Source organism: Acidisoma sp. 7E03, from assembly GCF_054665075.1.
Genome location: NZ_BAAFHE010000003.1, coordinates 389,884 through 413,936, shown reverse-complemented (window position 1 = coordinate 413,936; position 24,053 = coordinate 389,884). Strand labels below are relative to the sequence as shown.

Genomic DNA, 24,053 nt, shown 5'->3' with positions numbered 1-24,053 from the left:
CCGAACCTCAGGGCTGAATTTGTTCGTCGTCTTGCTCGTCATAGCTCCACTCTACTTGGAAGTTGGAGCCTCCGGGAAACCCGGTGCGGTTCATACGGCGGTCTCGCGAGCGGCACGGTCATTCGCACCGGCGGCTTCGAAGTTATCTCCAGTCATGGTTCGGCCATCAGCACCACCATCAGCAGTGGTGGCTACGAAGTGATCTCCAGCCACGGCTTGGCCAGTGGCACCACCGTTAGTAGCGGTGGCACGCTCATGGTGTCAGCGGGCGGCACGGCGCGAAGCGCGACCCTGCTTTCCGGAGGCAGTGAAGTCGTTTCTGCCGGCACCGTGATCGGCACCATCCTCTCCAGCGGGGCCATTGAAACCGTCTCCTCCGGGGGCAGCTTCATCAGCACCACCCTCACCAGCGGCAGTCAGCAACGCATCATCTCCGGCGGCATTGCGAGCGGCGCGGTGGTCAGTGCGGCGGGCACGCAGATCATCTCGTCCGGGGGCAGTGCCCTCAACACCCTCCTCAGCTCTGGCGGCTTCGAGCAAGTCTATGCGGGCGGCGCGGCGAGCGGCACTGTCATCAGTTTTGGCGGAACCGACTACGTGTATGGCAGCGGTCGCGTCAGCGGGACCGTCATCAGTGCCGGTGGCACGGCCAATATCCATGGCAGTGCCATCAGCACGACCATTCTCGCCGGCGGAACCCAAAATCTGGGATACGGTGGCAGTGCGAGTGGTACGGTCGTCAGCAGCGGTGGCTATGAAGTGGTCTCCGATGGCGGAACCACGACGGCAACGACTGTGGGCGCCGGCGGATACCAGGTGGTTTCAACTGGCGGCACTGTCGTATCCACGGCCGTCGGAAGTGGCGGTACCCTCCTGGTATCATCCGGCGGCCAGGAGGACAGTGCCATCGTCAGCGCCGGCGGGGTCTTCGTCTTGTCCGCGGGTGGCACCGGCATCAATGGCGCTGCCGTCAGCGGCGGCACCATCATCGTCTCCTCCGGCGGGACGAGTGAAGACAACATCAGCAGCGGTGGCTCTCTCGTCGTTCTTTCAGGCGGATCGGGCGACGGGGCCTGGGCCCTCGGCGGCACCATCATCGTCTCCTCCGGCGGTACCGCTACGGGCGCCCTCGTGGCGAGCGGTGGTTCGGAAGTCATCGTCGGTGGTGCGGATGCCGGCACCGTGATCGTGTCGGGACAGCTCATCGTCTCCTCGGGTGGCGTTGCCCGTAGTTCGACGGTGAGCAGCGGCGGCAGCCTGATCCTGTCCAGCGGCGGTACCGTCTTCAATCTCACCTCGGCGCCGGGTGCCGATCTTTCCTTTGGCGCGATCTATCTGTCTTCCGGAACGGAAATCATCGGTGAAGGAAGCGCCACCTCCGCCACCGTCAGTTCGGGCTGGGTGGAAGTCGCCTCCTCCGGTGGCATAATCAGCGGCACGAGTATTCTCTTCGGCGGCAAAGACGTGCTGAGTGCTGGTGGCATCGCCAGCGGGAGCATCGTCAGCAGCGGCGGGTCGGAGGCCGTCTTGGCCGGCGGCACGTCCATTGGCACCCATGTGCAGAGCTTCGGCGCTCAGATCGTCTCCTCCGGCGGCTTGGCCTCCGGCACGGTGGTGGTCGGCTATGGCTACCAAAGTGTCTTCTCAGGAGGCAGCGCGCAGGGAACGATCATCAACGCCAACGGCGACGTCTATATTTATTCCGGCGGCGCAGTGAGCGGGACGACGATCAGTTTCGGTGGCACCGAAGTCATCTACGGACACGGCGTCGCCAGCGGCGATACGGTCAGTTATGGCGGGACGGAACTCGTCTCCAGTGGCGGCACTGCGGTGGGGGCGATCGTCACCTCCGGGGGCAACCTGTGGGTTGAGGGGTCCGGTCGTGCGAGCGGGACGACGGTCAGCTCGGGCGGACGGGAAATCGTGTTCAGCGGGGCGGTCGCCACCGGTGACATGGCCTCCTCAGGCGGTGAAGTGGTCGTTCTTGCCGACGGTGTCGCGAGCGGCGCCACCGTCAGTTCAGGCGGGACGCTGGTGCTGTCGAGTGGCGGCACCGTCATCGGGCTGACGTCGCAGACCGGGGCGACGCTCAATCTGGGCGGCGTCTATCTTTCCGCGAGCGGGGAAATCATCGGCCAAGGTGCCAGCACCTCCGGGCTCGTCGTCAGTTCGGGATGGGCGGAAGTCGTCTCGTCCGGCGGTACTGCCAGTAGCTCGACGGTAAGCAGCGGCGGCAGCCTCGTCCTCGGCAGTGGCGGCACGCTCTTCAACGTGATCTCGGCAGCTGGAGCCAGCATCTCTCTGGGCGCCGTCTATCTCTCGTCTGGCACGGAAATCATCGGTGAGGGCAGTGCCACCTCCGGGCTCGTCGTCAATTCGGGTTGGACGGAGATCGTCTCCTCGGGCGGTGTCGTCAGCAGTTCGACGGTGAGCAGCGGCGGCAGCCTCGTCCTCGGCAGCGATGGCACGCTCTTCAGCCTGATATCAGCATCAAATGCCAGCGTGTATTTCGGCGCCGTCTATCTCTCGTCCGGCGCGGAGATCATCGGCGAGGGAAGTGCCACCTCCGGGCTCGTCGTCAGTTCGGGCTGGACGGAGGTCGTCTCAGTAGACGGCAGCACGCATGGCACCGTCGTCGGCGCCGGCGGCACCGAATCCGTTCGGGCCTCCGGCACGGCGATCGGCACGACCGTGGGCAGCGCCCATCTCGATGTCCATGCTGGCGGCGTGATCATCGGGGCGGTCATCAGCAGCGGTGGCACCGCCTCGGTTGCCGGTCTCCAGAGCGGCACCACCATTCTCGGTGGCGCGAGCGACTATGTCTATGGGACCGCGCAAGGCGATGTTGTCAGCGCTGGGGGCACCGAACTCATCTTCATCGGCACCGCTAGCGGGACCACGGTTTCTTCGGGCGGCACGCAGATCTTCGGGGACGGCACGGCGATCGGCACGACGCTGGAGAGCGGCGGGTTTCAGATCCTGAGCGGCACTTATGCCCATGCCTTCGGCACTGTGGTCAATTCCGGCGGCAGTGAGATCATCTCGGGCGGGACCGGCAGCGGAAGCCTCCTCAATAGCGGTGGCACGGAGATCGTTTCATCCGGGGGCATCGAAAGCGGTGCGACGGTGAGCAGCGGCGGCAGCCTCGTCCTCGGCAGCGGCGGTACGCTGTTCACTCTGAGTTCCGGGACGGGCGCATCCGTTGATCTTGGCGCCGTCTATCTCTCCTCGGGTGGTGAGATCATCGGCGAGGGTAGCAGCAGTTTCGGGATCGTGGTCAGTTCCGGGTGGACGGAGGTCGTCTCCTCGGGCGGTGTCGTCAGCAGTTCGACGGTGAGCAGCGGCGGTACGCTGCGCGTGGCGAGCGGTGGCCTCGTGCGAAACGCCCAGCTACACGCCGGGGGAACGGAACTCCTCTCCGGCGGCACCGAGATCGGCACGACAGTCTCCAGCGGCGGGGTGGAGATCGTCTCGGCCACCGGCACCTTCAGCAGCAGCATCATCCTTTCGGGTGGCACGCAGACGATCGCGAGTGGCGGCACAGCTACCGGCACGATCGTCAGTTCAGGTGGATCTGTGCTGCTTTCGAGTGGTGGCAGGCTCCTCAACCTCTCTGCATCCTTCGATTCCAATCTCGAATTGGGTCAGATCATCCTCTACAGCGGGGTCGTTCCGCTCAGCGGCGGCGTGTCCATCGCAGCGCTCGTCGGCGAAGGGAATGCGGCTAGCGGGCTCGTCGTCAGCAGCGGCTGGATCGAGCAAGTGCAATCCTCGGGGACGACCGTCAGCACCACCGTCGACAGTGGTGGCACTGAAATCGTATCCGGCCTCGTAAGCGGAACGGTCGTCAGCGCCGGCGGCACGGAGCTGGTGGACTCGGCGGGTATCACCAACGGCACCGTCGTGCTCAGCGGCGGTTACGAAGTCGTCTCTGCCGCTGGTACGGCCATTGATACGGTTGTCAGCAGTGGCGGCTACGAAACCGTCTCGTCCGGCGGGAGTGTGAGTGGCGGCATCGTCAGTTCCGGCGGCACCGTGGTGCTGGCGGGCGGGACTGCGACCGGTATCAAGGTCAACAACTACGGTGTGGCCGTGGTCTCTGCCGGGGGCACGCAGATTTCGGCCGTGCTGACCGGGGATATTTCCTATCAGTGGGGCGGGTTCCAATATGTCTCCGCGGGCGGCACGGCCATCGGTACGCTGCTGAGTGGCAGCTACAACGCGGTCGAGTATGTCGAGAACGGCGGTGTGACCAGCTCCGCGACGGTGAGCAGTGGCGGCACGGAATATGTGTCGGCAGGAGGGACCACCGTCAGCGCGACGGTGACCAGTGGGGGGACGGAAGTCGTCCAAGGCGTCGATAGCGGCAGCGTCTTCGAGATAAGCGCGACGCAGCTCGTCTTCCAGGGTGTCGCGAACAGCGCCACTCTGAGTGGCGGCACTCAATATCTCTATGCTGGCGGCACTGCTATCGGCACCATCGTGCTGAGCGGCGGCACGGAGAATGTCGGGCTTTTCACGATCACCGGCGGCACGGCCATCTCCTCCCTCGTCAGCGCTGGCGGGCTGCTGAACGTGTCCTCCGGCAATGTTGCAAGCGCCACGACGGTCAGCAGCGGTGGCACCGAAATCGTGTTGTCCGGCGGCGTCGATAGCGGCGTTGCGGTGAGCAGTGGCGGCACCCTCTCCCTTGCCAGCGGCGGTACACTCTTCAATCTGACATCGGCGGCAGGTGCGGGGGTGTCGTTGGGCGCCGTCTATCTCTCCTCGGGTGGTGAGATCATCGGCGAAGGCAGCAGCACCTCCGGTCTCACGGTCAGTGCCGAGTGGACTGCGCAAATCTCCTCCAGCGGCTTGGCCATCGCCACGACCGTCCGCAGCGGTGGGGTGGAAATCCTGGCGGGGCGGGACAATGGCACCGTCATCAGCGGCGGTGGCACGGGGATCATCTCCGCCGGTGGTGTCGCCAGCGGCACCACCGCGTTGGACGGCAGTGTCATCAGCCTCACCAGTGGTGGCACACTCCTCAACCTCTCGGCCTCTTTCGATTCCAATCTCGAATTGGGTCAGATCATCCTCTACAGCGGGGTCGTTCCGCTCAGCGGCGGCGTGTCCATCGCAGCGCTCGTCGGCGAAGGGAATGCGGCTAGCGGGCTCGTCGTCAGCAGCGCCTGGGTCGAACAGGTGCAGTCGTCTGGGACGACCGTCAGCACGGTCGTCGGCAGCGGCGGCACGGAGATCATCTACGGTGTCGCGAGTGGAACGACGGTGAGCAGCGGCGGCAGCCTCGTCCTCGGCAGCGGCGGCACGCTGTTCACTCTGAGTTCCGGGGCGGGCGCGTCCGTTGATCTCGGCGCCGTCTATCTCTCCTCCGGTGGCGAGATCATCGGCGAGGGGAGCAGCGTTTCCGGCCTCACCGTCAGTTCGGGCTGGACCGAGGTCGTCTCGTCGGGCGGCCTCGCGCGTGATGCACAGCTCTATGCCGGGGGAACGGAACTCCTCTCCGGCGGTACCGAAATTGGCACCGTGGTCTCCAGCGGCGGTGTGGAAACGGTATCGGCTGCCGGCACCTTCAGTAGCACCACCATCCTTTCGGGTGGCACGCAGGTGGTCGTGAGTGGCGGCATTGCCACAGGCACGACCGTCAGCTCCGGGGGCAGCCTGTTGCTCGCGAGCGGCGGTACCCTCTTCAACCTGAGCTCGGCGGCCGGCGCCGTCGTCAATCGCGGGGCCCTTTATCTTTCATCTGGCGGCACGATCATTGGCGAGGGGAGCAGCACCTCCGGCTTTACCGTCAGTGCCGGTTGGGCGCAGGTCGCGTCCTCCGGCGGCGTGACCACAGCGACCATCGTCAGCTCGGGCGGCGCAGAGGTTCTGTACTCGGGCGGTCTTGCCAGCGCAACGGTCGTGAGCAGCGGCGGCATCCAATGGGTGAGCGCCGGCGGTCTGGCGAGTGGCTCCACGCTATTGGGCGGCACCGATTTTGTGTTCTCGGGCGGCGTCACGCGCGGCACGGTGAATGCCGGCGGTTACGAGACTATTTATGCCGGCGGGAGCGCCAGCGGTTCGGTGGTCAGCAGTGCCGGCGTCGAGCTTGATCTCGGCACGGTGACGAGCACCGTTCTGATTGGCGGCACGCTCTATGTCTACGCCGGGGGCACCGCCAGCTTCGCGGCCGTGAGCAGCGGCGGCTATGTGGGTGTGCTGTCGGGTGGGCTGACCAGCGGCACGATGATCACCGGGGGCTACGAGGCCGTCTCCTCGGGCATCGCGATCAGCACGACGGTCGGCGCCGGGGGTGACCAGTCCCTCTTCTCCGGCGCGACCGCCATCGGCACGGTGGTGAGCGGCGCCGACGGGAGCGAGTATGTCTTCGCCGGGGGCGTGGCGAGTGGCACGGTGACGGAGGCCGGTGGCGGCCAGAATGTCGATTTCGGCGGTGTCGCCAGCGGCACGACGATCAACAGCGGCGGGACGCAGCAAGCCTTTTCCGGGACCACGATCAGCACCACCGCTCTCAGCGGCGGAACCGAAGACGTCGTAGGGGGCACCGCGATCAGCACGACGGTGGAGAGCGGCGGCGTTTTGAGCGCTCGCCTCTCCGGTGTCGTCAGCGGTGCCGTCGTCAGCGGTGGCGGCACCGAAATCCTCTCCTCGAGCGGCATCGACAGCGGCGCCGTCATCAGCAGCGGCGGCAGCTTCGTGCTCCTCAGCGGCGGCACATCCTTCAATCTGGTCTCTGCCGCCGGTGCCGCGATCGATCTCGGCAGCGTCTACCTCTCCTCCGGGGGTGAGATCATCGGCGAGGGGAGTGGCGCTTCGGGCCTCACCGTCAGTTCGGGATGGACGGATATCGTTTCCTCCGGCGGCGTCGTGAGCGGCACGGTCGTCAGTGCGGACGGCGGGGAGATCGTCTCCTCCGGCGGTCTGGCCTTGGGCACCACCGTCAGTTCGGACGGCAGCCAGATCGCCGTCGCAGGCGGTGTCGCCAGCGGCACGGTCGTCCATTCCGGCGGGCGAGACGTGGCTTCGTCCGGCGGCATCCTGAGTGGCTCGATCATCGAGAGCGGCGGTCGGGAATGGGTCAGTGGCCTGGCCCTGGGCACGATCCTCGCCTCCAGCGGTGTGCAGATCGTCTATGCGGGCGGCGTGGCGAGCGGCACCGTCATCAGTGGCGGGACGGAAGGCGTTTATTCCGGTGGCACCGCGCTGGGCACGATCGTCAGTGCCGGGGGCGCAGAGGCCATCCTCGCAGGCGGCCTGGCAAGCGGCAGCATCCTGGAAAGCGGCGGCACCGAAATCGTGCGCGGCGTGGTGGTCGGCACGATCGCCAACGGCGGCGGCATCGAGATGATCTCGTCGGGCGGCGTCGCCAGCGCAACCATCGTCAATAGCGGTGGCATCGAGATTCTCTCGGCCGGTGGCATTGCGAGCGGAGCCACCGTCGAGAGCGGTGGCACCCTGCTGTTGACCAGCGGCAGCACCGTCCTCGGCCTCACCTCGGAAACCGGGGCGGTGATCGATTTCGGCAGTGTCTATCTCTCCTCGGGGGGCGAGATCATCCCCCAAGGCAGCAGCACCTCGGCCGTGGTCGTCAGTGCCGGCTGGACGGAGGTGGTGGGCGCCGGCGGCACGGCGACCAGCACGGCCGTGAGCAGCGGCGGCAGCCTGGTGCTCGGCAGCGGCGGCACGGTGTTCGACGTGCTGTCGGCGGCGGGCGCCACTATCGACCTCGGCGCCGTCTACCTCTCCTCGAGCAGCGAAATCATCGGTGGTGGCAGCGCCACTTCGGGCGTCGTCGTCAGCTCCGGCTGGACCGAGGTGGTCTCGTCCGGCGGTGTGGTGGTTGAGACGACGATTGGCGATGGCGGCGTGGAGGTTCTGGCGGGGCAGGACAGCGGCACCGTCATCAGCGGCGGTGGCACGGAGATCGTCTCTGCCGGTGGCATCGGCAGCGGCACCACCGCGCTGGACGGCAGTGTCATCAGCCTTACCAGCGGCGGCACGCTCCTCAACCTCTCGGCCTCCTTCGATTCCAATCTCGAGCTGGGCCAGATCATCCTCTACAGCGGCCTCGTGCCTGTCAGCGGCGGCGCGTCCATCGCGGCCCTCCTCGGTGAAGGGAATGCCGCTTCGGGCCTCGTCGTCAGCAGCGGCTGGATCGATCTGGTTCAAACCTCGGGCACGACGGTCGGCACCGTCGTCGGCAGTGGTGGCACGGAAAGCGTCTTCGGCACCGCCAGCGGCACGACGGTGAGCGCGGGCGGCACGGAACTGGTGAGCGCGGGCGGCATGGCGAGCGGCACCACCGTCGCGAGCGGTGGCAGCCTGGTCCTCGCGAGCGGCGGCACACTGTTCGGACTGAGCGCGGACAGCGGGGCGGTCGTCGCGTTCGGCGGCGTCTCTCTCTCCTCGGGTGGCGAGATCATCGGCGAGGGCAATGCCGCGTCCGGCATCACCGTCGGTTCCGGCGTCGCCGCGATCGTGACCTCTGCCGGCGTCGCCACCAGCTTCACCGTCTTGAGCGGCGGCACCGAGATCGTCTCGTCCGGTGGGATTGACAGCGCAAGCGTGGTGAGCAGTGGCGGCAGCTTCGTGCTTGCCAGCGGCGGGACTTCCTTCGACGTGCAGGATGTGGTTGGCAACGGCGTCGACTTCGGCGCCGTCTTCCTGCGCTCCGACGGTGAGGTGATCGGTCAAGGCAGCGGCGGGTCCGGCCTAGTGGTGAGCGCCGGATGGACCGCGGAGGTCTCCGCCGGTGGCGTCACTACGGCCACCGCAATCACCGCGGATGGGGAAGCCCAGGTCTTCAGCGGCGGCGTCACGACCGGGACTGACGTCGGCAGCGGTGCTTTCGAAAGCCTCTATCGCGGCGGCGTCGCCAGCGCTTCCATGGTCGAGAGTGGCGGCACCGAGCGTGTTGCCGGCGGCACCGCGATCAGCGCGACCGTGGCGGGGGGTGGCCTTCAGCAGGTCTCGGGCGGCACGGCGATCGATACCCTGGTGCTGAGCGGTGGCGTGGAGCGGGTGTCCTTCGTGCCGCTAGGCCTGATCTTGGCGCCGCTGCCGACCAGCGGGGTCACCATCGGCACGCGGCTCAGCGGTGGCACCGAGATTGTCGGCCGCACCGGGTCCTCCATCGCGACCGAGGTCGGGTTCGGGGGCACCGAAATCGTCTCCAGCGGCGGCGTCGCGAGCGGCACCCGGGTGGAGAGCGGCGGCAGCTTGGTGCTGGGCAGCGGCGGCACGCTCTTCGGCTTCAGCGCGGGCGTGGGGGCCAGCGTCGATCTCGGCAGCGTCTACCTCTCCTCCGGCGGCGAGATCATCGGCGAGGGCAGCAGCGCCTCCGGCTTCACCATCAGCGCCGGCTGGACGGAGGTGGTCTCGTCCGGCGGCGTCGTGATCAGCACGACGGTGCCCAGCGGCGGCAGCCTCATTGTCTCGAGTGGCGGCGTCGCCAGCGGCAGTACGGTGGTCAGCAGTGGTCTGGTCGGCACCATCTCCGGCGGATCGTCCATCGGCACCGTCGTCAGTGATGGCGGCATCAACATCGTCGCGATCAGCGGCGTGATCAGCGGCACCATCGTCGGGAGCGGCGGGAGCAGCATCGCCTTCTTCGGCGGCACGGCCCTGGACACGACCGTGGAGAGCGGCGGCACGGACTTCGTTGCGAACAGCGCGACCGCGATCTCCACCACGGTCGAGGCGGGCGGCACGGAGATCGTCGTCGCGGGGGGCTTGGTGATCAGCGCCACCTTGGGCAGCGGCAGCATGGAGATCGTCTCCGCCGGCGGCATCGACAGCGGCAGCACCGTGGCGAGCGGCGGCAGCTTCGTGCTCGACAGCAGCGGCACTTCCTTCGCGCTGATCTCCGCGACGGGGGCCATCCTCGATCTCGGCGCGGTCTATCTGTCCTCCGGCAACGCGCTCATCGGCGAAGGCAGCGCGGCCTCCGGCACGGTGGTCAGCGCCGGCTGGGGTGAGATCGTCTCCTCGGGCGGCACCGCGACCGCCACCACCGTCGCGAGCGGCGGCAGCCAGATCGTCGATGGCGGGCTCGCCACGGGTACCCGCGTTGCCAGCGGCGCCAACCAGATCGTGGAAGACGGCGGCGTCGCCAGCGCCACCGTCAACAGCGGCGGCCTCGACTTCGTCTATAGCGGCGGCACGGCCATCGGCACGCTGATCGGCAGCGGCGGCACCGACATCGTCTATTGGAACGGCACCGAGAGCGGCGCCGTCGTCCAGTCCGGCGCCGTCCAGGCGCTCGTCGGCGGCACCGCGATCGGTGTGACGGTTAGCGCCGGCGGTGAGCAACGCCTCTCGGGCGGCACGGCGACGGGCACGGTGGTGCTGAGCGGCGGCGTCGAACGCGTCTCCGCCAGCTTGCCGACCCTCGTGGTCGCGCGGCCCCTGCCGCTCTCCGGCGTCACCAGCGGCACGGTTCTCAGCGGCGGTACCGAGATCCTCGGGCAGAACGGCACGGCGGTGGCCACCCTCGTGTGCAGCGGCGGCACGCTGCAGGTTGGGGGCGGCGGCATCGCGAGCGGCACGGTGGTGGCAAGCGCCGGCCAGCTTCTGCTCGGCAGCGGCGGCACGCTCTTCGGCTATACCCTCAGCGGCGGCCGCCTCGACCTCGGCCAGGTCTACCTCTCCTCGGGCGGCGAGATCATCGGCGAAGGCAGCAGTGCCTCCGGCCTTACCCTGAGTTCCGGCTGGGCGGAGGTGGTCTCCTCCGGCGGCATCGTCATCAGCACGACGATCAGCAGCGGCACCGTCATCGTCTCGGCCGGCGGCCTGGCCAGCGGCACCACGGTTACCGGCAGCGGCAGCGTGGAGATCGTCTCCGCCGGCGGCGTCGACAGTGGCAGCACCGTGGGTAGCGGCGGCAGCTTCCTGCTCGGCAGCGGCGGCACGGCCGTTGCGCTGAGCGCCGACAGCCAGGCAGTGGTCAGTCTGGGCGCCGTGACGCTCACCTCGGGTGTCGCGGTCATCGGGGGCGGCAGCGCCACCTCGGGCCTCGAGGTCAGCGCCGGCTGGACGGAATCCGTCGGGGCCAATGGGCTGGCGACCGCGAGTCTGGTGGATGGCGGGGGTGCGCTCGTCCTCTCCTCCGGCGGCTCGAGCCTGAGCGCCACCCTCACTCCGGGGGCGGTGGAATATGTATCCGCAGGCGGCACTGCGCGCGCGACGGTCATCGCCAGCGGTGCCGTCGAATACGTCTCGTCCGGCGGCGCCGCCTTCGACACCGTCATCAGCAGCGGCGGCAGCCTCATCCTGGCGGCGGGAGCGGCGACCAGTGGCACCGTGATCGGCACGGGCGGCACGGCCGTCGTCTCCTCCGGCGCCGTGGTCAGCGGCCTCGCCCTGAGCAGCGGCGGCAATCTCGTCGTCTCGTCGGGCGGCACGGTGGTCGCGACCACCGTCGGTTCGGGCGCCAACCTCACCGTCGTCTCGGGGGCGAGCGCCGTCTCCACCACCGTCGGGAGCGGCGGGACGGAGAGCGTGCTGTCCGGCGGCGTCCTCACCGATGGCGTGCTGGAGGGGGGCGCCAGCCTGCTCATCGGCAGTGGCGGCTCCGCCATCGAACAGGCAGGCAGCGCGACCGTCACGGTGAGCGGCTCGGTGCTCTCCGCCAGTCTCAATAGCGGCTCGGTTCTGGAGACCGGCGGGGGCAGCGTGCTCATCCAGGGTCCGGCCAGCGGCGCCGCGACGGTGACGGCGGGCACGGGCGCCACCACGATCAACGGCGGGGCCGGGGCGATGTCGGTCGCGGGCGCGGGCGGCGGGTCGCTCACCTTCGTCGGCGGCACCGGGGCGGCGACGGTGGGTGGGGCGGGCTTCGGCGCTGAAACCCTTACGGGCGGCAGCGGCACCGGCGCCACCCTGCTGATCGGCGGCACGGGGCCGACGTTGGAGATCGGGCCCAACACCGATGCAGGCACCACCTCCTTCGTCGCCGGCACGGGCAACTCCACGCTGCAGGGCGGCACCGGCACGCAGGCGCAGGCATACTTCACCAATCCGCTCGGCAATACCGGCACCGTTTCCATCGCCCTGAACGACGGCGCCTCCAGCGTCATCGGCGGCAGCGGGGCCTCGACCGTGACCGGTGGGGCCGGCCACAACGTTTTCGGCTTCGTCAACGGGCATGCCGGCGGCAGCGAGGTGATCTACAACTTCAACGCCACCGACAACCTCGCCTTCGAAGGCTACGGCTACGGCCCCGGCAACACGCCGGTCGAGACGATCGTCAACGGCAATGACGTGATGACGCTGAGCGATGGCACCTCGATCACCTTCATGGGGATCGACCATAAGCTGTTCTGATCCGCCACCCGTCGGGGGCCGCGCCCGCCCCCGACACCTGCGGCCCGACCGTCCGTCCCCGTGCCAGGGCGGGGCGATCCGCGGGAGGCCGGCGTGAGCTGGCTGGAGACGCACGACGCGCTGCGCGAGTTTGCGCAGGCGCAGATCTTCTTCCTCGGTGGCGCGCCGCGCTCAGGCACGACCTGGGTGCAGGAGATCATCGACAGTCATCCCGATGCCTGCTGCCGAGGAGAGGCGCTTTTCGCCAAGGAGGTTTTCCCGCTTTTCGAGGCGTGGCTGAGCCGCTGGCGCGGGAAGATCGAGGAGAAGAACCGGCATGTCTTCGGCCATGCCCGTGGCTATCCGCTGCCGGAGCTGGCGGATGCGGAGATCGTGAGCGGCACGGCCATTCTGCTGGCGCTACGCCGCCAGGCCGAAGGGCGGACATGCCGCGCCCATGGTGAGAAGACACCGGAAAACGTCTTCCTCTTTCCGCGCCTGAGGGTGCTGTTTCCCCGCGCGAAATTCATCGGCATCGCGCGCGATCCGCGCGACGTCATCACCTCGACCTGGCATTTCTTCGGCCGCCGCCGGGGCTTCGAGGACAGCGTCGCCGGCAAAGACGCGTTCATCGCGGAGGTTCTGCCCTGGCTGAACGAAGGCCTGAAGCGGCTGGTGGCCTTGCGCGAGAGCGACCCCGACGCCTGCCATGTCATCACCTATGAGCGGCTGCAGGCGGAGGGGCCGGCCGAAACCGGCGCCATCTTCCGCTTCCTCGGCCTTGCCGACTCACCGGAGGTGATCGCGCATTGCCTTGAGACGACGCGCTTCGGCAGGCAGACCGGTGGACGGGAGCCCGGCCTTGCCGTGGACGGCGCGTTCCGGCGCAAGGGCATCGTCGGTGATTGGACAACGACGCTGACGCCCGCGATGAACGACAGGGTCCTGCGCGATCTGGCGTGGAGCTTCCCGCTGTTCGGATGGCGCATTTGATACCACGCGAGCTACCCTCATCCTGCCGCACGCGCGGCGCTTTTCGAGAAGTTCGAAAACTGCCTCAGCGCATAACGGAAGGCCGCGAGTGTCCCGTAATCGGCATCGGACAGGGGTTCTTGCGCCATCATCGCTCCTCCTTCTGTGCGCCCATGTATCTATGATTTCTCGGCACCCCCGGTAGAAAAGCAAAAGGGCGCCACGAGGGCGCCCTTTTCATCGTCAACGTGGCTTAGGACCGTCGCGTCAGGCGAGGCCGGCCGCCGCCACGCCATCCGCCACCACTTCGAGCAGCTTCGGGTGCAACTGCGGATTGGCGGCGACGAGTTCGTCTGCCACGGTCTCTTCACCCGCAGGCGTCGTGACATAGCCGCCCGCTTCGCGCACCAGCAGGATGCCCGCCGCGATGTCCCACGGCTTGACGCCGATTTCCCAATACCCGTCGAAACGGCCGGCGGCGACCCAAGCGAGGTCGAGCGAGGCGGCGCCGAAGCGGCGGATGCCCGCCACCTGCGGCATCAGCGTGCTCAGCGTGCGCGCGAAGGCGAGGCGCTGGCGTTGCGTCGTCACCGCGAAGGGAATGCCCGTCGCGAAGACCGACTGCGCGAAATCCCGCCGAGACGCGACGCGCAGGCGGCGTTCGTTCATGAAGGCGCCCGCGCCCTTCTCCGCCCAGAACATTTCGTCCGTGCAGGGGGCGTAGACGAGCGCCGCATTGGTCTCGATCGTGCCGTCGGCCAGGCGCCGCTCGAGGGCGATCGAGATCGCCCAATGCGGCATGCCGTGCAGGAAATTGGTCGTGCCGTCCAGCGGATCCACCACCCAGCGCCAGGTCCAGTTCTCGCCGCCCGAGGTGCCGGACTCCTCCATGAGGAAGGCATAGCCGGGGCGGGCCTTGGCCAGTTCCTGACGGATCGTCGCCTCGGCGCGCAGATCGGCCTGGGAGACGAAGTCGGACGGGCCCTTGATGCTGACCTGCAGCTGCTCGACTTCGCTGAAGTCGCGCAGCAGCTGCTTCGCCGCCTTCTGGGCGGCATTCGCCATGATGGTCAGATGAGCGGAAAGGCGCGCGGCCATCGCCTTAGGACTTCGCGCGCTCGACGTAGGAGGCGTCTTCGGTCCGGACCACGATGCGCTCCCCGGTCTCGATGAAGGGGGGCACCATCGTCTTCACGCCGTTGGAGAGCAGGGCCGGCTTGTAGGAGCTGGCGGCCGTCTGGCCCTTCACCACCGGATCGGCCTCGACGATTTCGAGCACGACGGAGGCAGGCAGGTGCAGGCCGACGACTTCGCCTTCCACCAGATCGGCCTCGACCTGCATGTTGTCCTGCAGGAAGGCCTTCGCATCGCCCAGGAGATCGGCCGGCACCATCACCTGCTCGAAGGTCTCCTGGTCCATCAGCACGAGGTTGTCCCCGTCCGTATAGGAATAGATGTAGTCCTTGTTGTCGGTCATCAGCCGCTCGACCGTATCGGCGGTGCGCCAGCGCTCGTTGGTCTTGTTGCCAGTCTTCAGGTCGCGCATTTCCACCTGAATGAATGCGCCGCCTTTGCCAGGGGTGATGATCTGCTGCTTGAGGACCGTCCAGCGGCGTCCTTCATGCTCGATCACTTGGCCGGCGCGGATGAGGTTCGCCTGCTGCTTCATCGGGACTTCTCGATCGTCGGGATTGGAGGCGGGGCTTGTAACCTCTCAGCCCCCTATGGGCAAGCTCAAGGGGCTGCGTGCAGCCGATGGGTGATACCCGCAGGGTCCTGCACCGTGCTCGCCCCCTCCAGGTAGCCCGGGCCGATCGGCACCTTGCCGTGGCCGCCCGGGATGTCGAGCACATAGGTCGGCCAGGCAAGGCCGGTGACGCGGCCACGCAGCTGCCGCAGCAGCGCCTGGCCCTCGGCGATGGGCACATGGAAGCGGGCGGTGCCGGGGGCTGGGTCCAGCTGGTGCAGGTAATAGGGTTTCACGCGCGCGGCCAGCATGGCGCGGAACAGGCCTTCCAGCGCCTCGGCCGTGTCGTTGACGCCGCGCAACAGCACCGACTGGCCGAGCACGGGAATGCCGCGGCGCTGCACACGCCGCAGGGCGGCCCGTCCTTCGGGTGTGAATTCGCGCGCGTGGTTGGCATGCAGCACGAGCCAGACGGGTCGCTCTACGTCGAGCGCCTCGGCCATCGCCTCGGTCAGCCGCTCCGGCGCGGTCAGCGGCAGGCGGGAATGCAGGCGGATCGTCTCGACATGGGGGATAGCCGCTAGCCGCTCCATGATGGCGCGGAGGCGCCGGGGGGACAGCATCAAGGGGTCGCCGCCCGTAAGGATCACTTCGCGGAGGCCAGCGCGGTCCGCGATATAGGCATAGGCCGCCTCCAGCTGCGCTTCCGTCAGCAGGCCACCATCGGGTCCCACATGCTCGCGCCGGAAGCAGAAGCGGCAATAGACCGGGCAGACGAGAAGCGGTTTCAGCAGCACGCGGTCGGCATAGCGATGCACGATGCCGGGGATGGGCGAGAGGGCGTCGTCGCCGATCGGGTCGGCGCGCTCATGGGGCGCTTCCACCAGTTCCGCGGCGTCCGGGACGAACTGTCGCCCGATGACGTCGTCGGGCTGATCGATGAGGCCGCGGACCGTGCTGGGGATCGCGACGGCATAGCGCGCCCCCACCGCCGCGAGAGACGCCCGGTCGGCCTCCGTCGCGAGTCCCGCGCGGATCAGCCCACCGACGTCGCGGATGGTCTCGGCGCCCATCGGCCGGCTCAGCCGATGTCCCCGGCGGGGACGAGAATGGAAACCGCCGCCATGCAGGCGATGCCCTCTTTCCGGCCGGTGAAGCCGAGCTTCTCGGTCGTCGTCGCCTTCACCGAGATGCGGCCCAGGGGCACGCCCAGCAGCTCGGCGAGGCGCGCGCGCATGGCGGGTGCATGCGGCGTGATTTTCGGCTGTTCGCAGATCAGGGTGACGTCGGCATTCACCAGCAGGCCGCCCCGCCCGGCGATGCGCTCGGCTGCATGGCGCAGGAAGCAGGCGCTATCCGCATCCTTCCACTGCGCCTCGGAGGGCGGGAAGTGACGGCCGATATCGCCATCGGCAAGCGCACCATAGATCGCATCGCAGAGGGCGTGGATGCCGACATCGGCATCGGAATGGCCGGCCAAGCCCTTCTCGTGCGGCACGGTCACGCCGCAGAGGATGAGGGGGCGGCCTGCCTCCAGCGCATGCACGTCGTAGCCCGAGCCGGTGCGCGTCAGAAAGGCAGGGAGGGAGGAGGCGTCAGTCATTGGTCACCATGTGAGCGGCAGGGGGTGCGGAGGGCGCAAACTCGTCTCTGCCCGATTGCGCGTCAACCCGCTGGTGCTGTATCTGCACAATTCATGGGCAACTCAGTGACCACAGACCAGCGCTTCCCGACCCCGGCGGTGAAGCCGATCGCGCTTGGCGGTCGCGGCAACCCCGTGATCGAAACCCCGGTGATCCTGGCACCGCTTTCCGGCGTGACGGACCTGCCGTTCCGCACCATGGCGCGCGATCTCGGCGCCGGACTCGTGGTGTCGGAGATGATCGCCTCCTGGGCGATGGTGCGAGAAAATCAGGCGACCCTGCGCATGGCGAAGATCGCCCAGGGAAACGGCCCGAATTCCGTGCAACTCGCGGGCTGCGACCCGCAGGCCATGGCCGAAGCCGCGAAGATTGCGGTGGGCCTCGGCGCCAATATCATCGACATCAATTTCGGCTGCCCGGTGAAGAAGGTCGCGGTGGGGCAGATGGCGGGATCGGCGCTGATGCGCGACGAGATCGGGGCCGCCCGCATCCTGGAAGCGACGGTGCGCGCCGTCGATGTGCCGGTCACGCTCAAGATGCGGATGGGCTGGGACCATAACAGCCTCAACGCCCCGCGGCTCGCCAAGATCGCAGAAGAATCCGGCATCCGCATGCTGACGGTGCATGGGCGCACGCGTCAGATGTTCTACACCGGCCGTGCCGATTGGGCCTTCATCCGCCAGGTGAAGGAGGCGGTCTCCCTGCCCGTCATCGCCAATGGCGACATCGTGGTGGAGGAGGATGCGGCCGAAGCCCTGCGCCTTTCGGGGGCGGACGGCGTGATGATCGGCCGCGGCTGCTACGGCCGGCCCTGGTTCCTCGACAATGTGGCGCATTTTCTGGCGACGGGTGAAACCAAGCCCGAGCCCGATCTCGCGGCCCGCAAGCAGATCCTGCTCACGCATTACGAGCTGATGCTGAGCCATTTCGGCGAACTTCCTGGCCTGCGCTTGGCCCGCAAGCATCTGGCTTGGTATTCGCGCGGCTTGCCCGGCTCCGCGGAGTTCCGCTCCCAGGTGATGCGGGCGAGCGAGCGCGCCGTGGTGCTGGGGCTGATCGACGGATTCTTCGATCCGCTCATCGCGCGCGGGGTGGAGGCCCCGCCGCCGGACAAGTCCGCGGTGCTTGCGGAGGCGGCATGAGCGGGGTGACCAAGGCGGTACGGCGCACCGTCCTCTCCGTCGTTCGGCGCAACCCGGTGCCCTCGTCGCAGTTGCCCGAACCGAACGCGATCCTCTCGGCGCTGCCCGTCGCCGTCGTCGTGCTCTCGGAAGACAACCGCTTCACCTTCGCCAATTCCGCGGCCGAGCAGTTTCTAGGCATTTCCTTCCCGCAGCTGGCGCAGATGTCGCTGGACGACATCCTGCCCGAGGACAGCCCGCTCTTCCTCATGGTGAACCAGCTGCGCACGGGGGCCAGTTCGATCGCCGATCACGATCTGTCCTTCGACGGTCCGCGTCTCCGCAAGACCGGCATCAGCGTCCAGGGCACGACGCTGGCCGAAGACCCGAGCTGCGTCCTTCTGGTCCTGCAGGACAGCACCACGGTGCGGTCGCTCGATCGGCAGATCGCCGCGCGCAATGCGGCGCGCAGCATCACCGGCATGGCGGCGATCCTGGCGCATGAGATCAAGAACCCGCTGTCGGGTATTCGCGGCGCGGCCCAGCTGCTGGAAAGCAGCGTCGCCGAGCGGGACCAGGAACTGACCGTCCTGATCCGCGACGAGGCCGACCGTATCCGCGCGCTGGTCGATCGCATGGAGATCTTCGGCGAAAAGCCGGTGGCCATGGAGGCGGTGAACATCCACCGGGTGCTGGAGCATGTGCGGCGGCTCGCCCGCAGCGGCTTCGGCGAGGGCATCCGGTTCAGCGAAAGCTACGATCCCTCCCTGCCGCCGGTCTGGGGCAACCGGGACCAGCTGGTTCAGGTGCTGCTCAATCTGGTGAAGAACGCGGTCGATTCGCTGGTCGCTTCCGGGGCATCGGAGGGCGAGGTGACGCTGATCACCCGCTACCAGCACGGGCTGCGCCTCGCGAGCCCGACGACGGACCCCGACAACCGCGTGGAACTGCCGCTGCTGGTAACCGTAAGGGACAATGGCCCGGGCATTCCGGACGACATTCGTCCGCATCTCTTCGAACCCTTCGTGAGCTCCAAGCCCTCCGGCCAGGGCCTGGGTCTCGCGCTCGTCGCCAAGATCATCGCCGATCATGGCGGCCTCATCGAAGTGGAAAGCCGCCCCGGGCGGACAGAGTTCCGGCTGCATCTGCCGATGCTGGCCGAGGAGGATGACCAATGACACCGACCGTTCTGATTGCCGACGACGATCGGTCGATTCGCACCGTGCTGACCCAGGCGCTCGGCCGATCCGGCTATCAGGTGCGCACCACCGGCAATGCCGCGACGCTGTGGCGCTGGGTGGAGGATGGTGAGGGCGATCTCGTGATCACCGACGTCGTGATGCCGGACGAGAACGGGCTGGATCTCATCCCCCGCATCCGCCGCCTGCGGCCGGATCTGCGCGTCGTGGTGATGAGCGCGCAGTCCACGCTGATGACGGCGGTGAAGGCGACGCAGCGCGGCGCCTTCGAATATCTGCCCAAGCCCTTCGACCTGCGCGAATTGCTGGCCGTGGTCGATCGCGCCCTCGCGACGCCCTCGGCCTCCGGCGAACAGCCGCCGCCCGAGCCCACGGATTCGGATGAGCGTCTGCCGCTGATCGGCCGCAGCGCCGCGATGCAGGAGATCTACCGCACCGTCGCGCGTCTCACGACGACGGACCTCACCGTGATGATCAACGGCGAATCCGGCACGGGCAAAGAACTCGTGGCGCGGGCGCTGCACGATTACGGCCGCAGGCGCGGCGGTCCCTTCGTCGCCATCAACATGGCGGCGATCCCGCGCGAGCTGATCGAAAGCGAGTTGTTCGGCCATGAGCGCGGCGCCTTCACCGGGGCGACCAGCCGCAACCAGGGCCGTTTCGAACAGGCCGCGGGCGGCACGCTGTTCCTGGACGAAATCGGCGACATGCCGCAGGAGGCGCAGACCCGCCTGCTGCGCGTGCTGCAGGAGGGCGAATTCACCGCCGTCGGCGGCCGGCAGCCGGTGCGCGCCAATGTGCGCATCATTGCCGCGACCCATCGCGACCTGCGCGCCGCCATCCGCCAGGGGCTGTTCCGCGAGGATCTCTTCTACCGCCTCAACGTCGTGCCCATCCGCCTGCCACCCCTGCGGGAGCGGGTGGAGGACATTCCGCTCCTCGCCCGCCATTTCCTCGACCGCGCGCGTGCCGACGGCCTGCCGTACAAGACGCTGGACAGCGCCGCAGTCGATCGTCTGCGCGCCTATCGTTGGCCGGGCAATGTGCGGGAACTCGAAAACCTGATGCGCCGGATGGCTGCGCTCCATGCGGAGGAGACGATCACGGGCGACTCGCTGGAACGTGAACTCGCCGAAGCGCCGCCCGCGATGGACGAGCAGGGCGGTGACGGCACCGAGCCGATGGCGCGCGTCATGGAGCGGCATATCCGCCAGTTCCTGGCGGCGCACGAGGAAGGGCTGGTCGGTAACGACATCTATGACCGAGTGATCGCCGAGGTCGAACGGCCGCTGATTCAGCTCACGCTGCTTGCGACGCGCGGCAACCAGATCAAGGCGGCGGCCATGCTCGGGTTGAATCGCAACACGCTGCGTAAGAAGATCAGGGATCTTGAGGTCCCCGTCGTGCGCGGGGTCGCCTGACGCGCCGCGACTACCAAACCGCCGGGAGACGGGGCGAGCCTCGCCAATGCTGATCAGCAATACGCCCAACCCCGCCATGTCGCTCGTCGGCGACGAAGGGCCCAACAAGAAATGGCCGCGCCTCCGCGCCGTGCTGCGCATCGCCTTCGGCCGCACGATGACGCTGGTGCTGGCGACCACGGCCCTGCTGCTCGCCTGCGCGACCTTCGTGGTGCTCTCCGGCGGCTCCTCGCTGGGCCTGACCCAGGACGAGATCATTGCCCTCGTCCCCGCCAATTTCATCGTGCTGCTGCTTCTGGCGACGGCGGTGCTGGTGCGGGTGTTGCGCGTCTACCGCGAACGCCGACGCGGCTCGGCCGGCTCGCGCATCCAGGCGCAGCTCGTGCTGCTCTTCAGCGTCGTCGCGGTCACGCCCACCATCGTCGTCGCGATCTTCGCGACGGTCTTCTTCCAACTCGGCATTCAGGCCTGGTTCAACGAGCGCGTGCGCACGGCGCTCGACGAGAGCATGCAGGTGGCGCAGGGCTATCTGACGGAGCACAAGGACGAAATCCGCACGGATGCCTTTGCCATGGCGGACGACATGGCCCGCGCCGGACCCTTCATTACCAGCGACATGCAGAATTTTGGGCAGTTCCTGGAGACCCAGGTGTCGCTGCGAGGCTTGACCGAGGCGATCATCTTCGTCCCCAGCAGCGGTCAGGTCGTGGCGTCCGCCGGCTACATGGGCGGACTGACGACGGAATTGCCGCCGCACTGGGCGATCTCGGTCGCCCATAACGGGGACGTCGTGGTGCTCGGCTCGAAGGACGGGACGACGGTCAGCGGCCTGGTGCAGCTGCCCTCCACACCGCCCCTCATGCTGATGATCCAGAAGCCGGTCGATCCCTCGATCCTCGCGCATATGGCGCATACGGCGGCGGCGGTGCAGGAGTATCACCGGCTGGAATCCAACCGGCACAGCCTGCAGATCACCTTCGTCGTCATCTTCGCGATGGTGGCCCTGCTGGTGCTCTCGGCGGCCGTGCTGGTCGGCCTCGTCTTCGCCAATCAGATCGCGCGTCCGGTCGGGCGGCTCATCCGGGCGGCCGAGCGCATTCGCTCCGGCGACCTCGCCGTGCGCCTGCCGGAAAGCCGGCGCGAGGACGAGATCGCCGGCCTCACGCGCGCCTTCAACCGCATGACCGGTCAGCTAGATGCGCAGCGTTCGGAACTCATGCAGGCCTATAGCCAGATCGACGAGCGCCGCCGCTTCACCGAGGCCGTGCTGGGCGGGGTCTCCGCCGGTGTCATCGGGCTCGACCGGACGGGCCGGATCGAACTGCCGAACCGGGCCGCCTCGCATCTGCTGAGCGCGGATTTGATGGCGGCGCTCGGCCAGCCGCTGGCCGACCTGGTGCCGGAATTCGAACCGCTCATCGAGGCGGTGCGCGCCAACCCGGAGCGGCCGCGCCGCGCCGAAATCGCCATCGGCCCTGCGGCCAGCCGGCGCCTGCTCAACGTCCGCCTCGGCGCCGAGATGACCGAGGACCGGGTGGACGGCTTCGTCATCACCTTCGACGACATCACGGAACTCGCTTCCGCACAGCGCAAGGCGGCGTGGTCCGACGTTGCGCGGCGCATCGCGCATGAGATCAAGAATCCGCTGACGCCGATCCAGCTTTCGGCGGAGCGGCTGAAACGCCGCTTCCTCAAGGAAATTCAGTCGGATCCGGAAACCTTCGCGCAATGCGCCGATACGATCGTGCGCCAGGTGGGCGACATCGGCCGCATGGTGGATGAGTTCTCGGCCTTTGCGCGCATGCCGCAGCCGGTCATCCACAGCGAAGACATTGGGCAGGTGGCGCGCGACGCGCTGATGCTGCAGCAGCATGCGCGCCCGGACATTCGTTTCGTTGCCGAGATTCCCTCGGGCGGCGTGATGGCCGCCTGCGACCGCCGGCTGATCGGCCAGGCTTTGACCAACCTTCTGCAAAATGCCGCGGATGCGATCGCGACTCGTCCGGGAGCCGGGGAGATCGTTCTAACCGTCGCGCAGATCGGCACGGAGGTGCATGTCAGCGTCGCCGATGACGGCATCGGCCTGCCCGACGCCGAACGCGCGCATTTGACGGAACCCTATGTGACGACGAAGGAAAAAGGCACGGGCCTCGGTCTCGCCATCGTCAAGAAGGTGATGGAGGATCACGAAGGCCGGCTTATCTTGGAAGACCGTAAGCCCGGGCCGGGAGCGGTCGCGACGCTGGTGCTGCCGGCGGATGCGACGGCGGAGCCGGCCGAGGTGATCGTGGCGAGGGATGATGGCTGCTGACATTCTTATCGTCGATGACGAGCCGGACATCCGGATGCTCATCGACGGCGTGCTGAGGGACGAGGGCTACAGCACGCGCCAGGCGTCGAATTCGGACGAGGCGATCGCGGCGTTCCAGGCGCGGAGGCCCAGCCTCGTGATCCTCGACATCTGGCTGCGCAACTCGCGGCTCGATGGTCTCGGCATTCTCGACGTCCTCTCCAAGGAGGAGCCGCAGGTGCCGGTGATGATGATCTCGGGCCATGGCACCATCGAAACGGCGGTCGCCGCCATCCAGAAGGGCGCCTACGACTTCATCGAAAAGCCGTTCAAGTCAGACCGGCTGCTGCTGATGGTGCGGCGCGCCCTCGAAGCCGCGCGGCTGGCGGCGGAGAATGCCGAGCTGAAGCTGCGCATCGGGGCCGAGAACAGCCTGCTGGGCGAAAGTGCTCCGATGCAGGCCCTGCGCGGGGCGATCGAACGTGTGGCGCCCACCGGTTCGCGCGTGCTGATCAGCGGGCCGGCCGGCGTCGGCAAGGAAGTGGCGGCGCGCATGATCCATGCGCTGTCCCGCCGGTCGGACCAGCCCTTCGTTGCGCTGAATTGCGCCATTCTCAACCCCAGCCGTTTCGAGGAGGAGCTGTTCGGGGTGGAAGCGGTGAACGGCCCCAATCGCGAGCCGCGCCGCGCCGGCGTGCTGGAACGCGCCCATGGCGGCACCCTGCTGCTGGATGAGGTGGCGGACATGCCGCTGGAAACCCAAGGCAAGATCGTGCGGGCCCTGCAGGATCAGGCCTTCCAGCGTGTCGGCGGCTCATCCCGCGTCAGCGTCGACGTGCGCGTGATCGCGACGACCAATCGCGACCTCCAGGCCGAGATTGCGGCCGGCCGTTTCCGCGAGGATCTGTATTACCGGCTGGCGGTGGTGCCCCTACTGGTGCCGGCGCTGCGCCAGCGGCGCGAGGACGTGCCGATGCTGGCGGAATACTTCCTCGCCCGTGCGGCGGAGAGCGCAGGCATGGCGCCGAGGGAACTGGCGGCCGATGCGATGACCGCTTTGCAGGCCTATGACTGGCCCGGCAATGTGCGTCAGCTCCGCAACCTCATGGATTGGCTGCTCATCATGGCTCCGGGTAGCGCCAACGATCCGATCCGCGCCGAAGTGCTGCCGCCCGAAATCGGCGCGCATGCGCCGAAGCTGCTCAGCCTCGAATCCGGGGCCGACATGATGGGGCTGACGCTGCGTGAAGCGCGCGACCTCTTCGAGATCCAGTATCTCCAGGCGCAGCTGCTGCGGCTCGGCGGCAACATCAGCAAGACTGCCGCTTTCGTCGGCATGGAGCGGAGTGCACTGCACCGCAAGCTGAAACAGCTCGGCGTCACCATCGACGAGCGGGGGTGACCCGCGGCC

At 67.9% G+C, this 24,053-nt stretch carries 10 protein-coding genes and 1 pseudogene; 7 read left to right on the top strand and 4 right to left on the bottom strand.

All coding sequences use genetic code 11. The features are described from left to right. Positions 1 to 120: 120 nt before the first annotated feature. Both ACYQ6W_RS07220 and ACYQ6W_RS07215 read left to right on the top strand, forming a co-directional pair. On the top strand, positions 121 to 12,330 hold the full coding sequence (locus ACYQ6W_RS07220) for an AIDA repeat-containing protein (RefSeq protein ID WP_459674469.1): 12,210 nt from the start codon (positions 121 to 123) through the stop codon (positions 12,328 to 12,330). A 93-nt stretch (positions 12,331 to 12,423) separates the two neighbouring features. Continuing rightward, positions 12,424 to 13,302: a sulfotransferase family protein gene (locus ACYQ6W_RS07215; RefSeq protein WP_459674456.1), complete on the top strand. Its 879-nt coding sequence runs from the start codon at positions 12,424 to 12,426 to the stop codon at positions 13,300 to 13,302. Positions 13,303 to 13,548: 246 nt separating this feature from the next. Here the strand turns inward: ACYQ6W_RS07215 and ACYQ6W_RS07210 are convergent, their stop codons facing one another. The 4 genes and pseudogenes from ACYQ6W_RS07210 to ispF form a co-directional block, all read right to left on the bottom strand. Next, the gene (locus ACYQ6W_RS07210; RefSeq protein ID WP_459674455.1) at positions 13,549 to 14,379 is read right to left on the bottom strand and encodes an inositol monophosphatase family protein; all 831 of its coding nucleotides are present in this window, start codon (positions 14,377 to 14,379) and stop codon (positions 13,549 to 13,551) included. A 4-nt stretch (positions 14,380 to 14,383) separates the two neighbouring features. Then, entirely contained in the window at positions 14,384 to 14,950 is a 567-nt protein-coding gene (gene efp / locus ACYQ6W_RS07205; protein WP_459674454.1) for an elongation factor P, read from the bottom strand. Positions 14,951 to 15,015: 65 nt separating this feature from the next. Further along, positions 15,016 to 16,041, bottom strand: coding sequence for a lysine-2,3-aminomutase-like protein (locus tag ACYQ6W_RS07200; RefSeq protein WP_459674453.1), 1,026 nt, complete (start codon positions 16,039 to 16,041; stop codon positions 15,016 to 15,018). An 8-nt stretch (positions 16,042 to 16,049) separates the two neighbouring features. Further along, positions 16,050 to 16,550: pseudogene (ispF, locus tag ACYQ6W_RS07195) on the bottom strand (2-C-methyl-D-erythritol 2,4-cyclodiphosphate synthase); the annotation flags it as partial. Positions 16,551 to 16,676: 126 nt separating this feature from the next. Here ispF and dusB point away from each other — a divergent pair. The 5 genes from dusB (at position 16,677) to ntrX (ending at position 24,044) form a co-directional block, all read left to right on the top strand. Then, positions 16,677 to 17,753, top strand: a complete 1,077-nt coding sequence (dusB, locus tag ACYQ6W_RS07190; RefSeq protein WP_459674452.1) for a tRNA dihydrouridine synthase DusB — start codon at positions 16,677 to 16,679, stop codon at positions 17,751 to 17,753. Beyond that, positions 17,750 to 18,910: a two-component system sensor histidine kinase NtrB gene (locus ACYQ6W_RS07185; RefSeq protein WP_459674451.1), complete on the top strand. Its 1,161-nt coding sequence runs from the start codon at positions 17,750 to 17,752 to the stop codon at positions 18,908 to 18,910. The genes dusB and ACYQ6W_RS07185 overlap by 4 nt, the downstream gene beginning before the upstream one ends. Next, complete coding sequence (ntrC, locus tag ACYQ6W_RS07180) at positions 18,907 to 20,352, top strand: nitrogen regulation protein NR(I) (protein ID WP_459674450.1); 1,446 nt, start codon at positions 18,907 to 18,909, stop codon at positions 20,350 to 20,352. The genes ACYQ6W_RS07185 and ntrC overlap by 4 nt, the downstream gene beginning before the upstream one ends. A gap of 76 nt (positions 20,353 to 20,428) precedes the next feature. Continuing rightward, entirely contained in the window at positions 20,429 to 22,663 is a 2,235-nt protein-coding gene (locus tag ACYQ6W_RS07175) for a sensor histidine kinase NtrY-like (RefSeq protein ID WP_459674468.1), read from the top strand. Next, entirely contained in the window at positions 22,653 to 24,044 is a 1,392-nt protein-coding gene (gene ntrX / locus ACYQ6W_RS07170; protein ID WP_459674449.1) for a nitrogen assimilation response regulator NtrX, read from the top strand. The genes ACYQ6W_RS07175 and ntrX overlap by 11 nt, the downstream gene beginning before the upstream one ends. Positions 24,045 to 24,053: the final 9 nt, after the last annotated feature.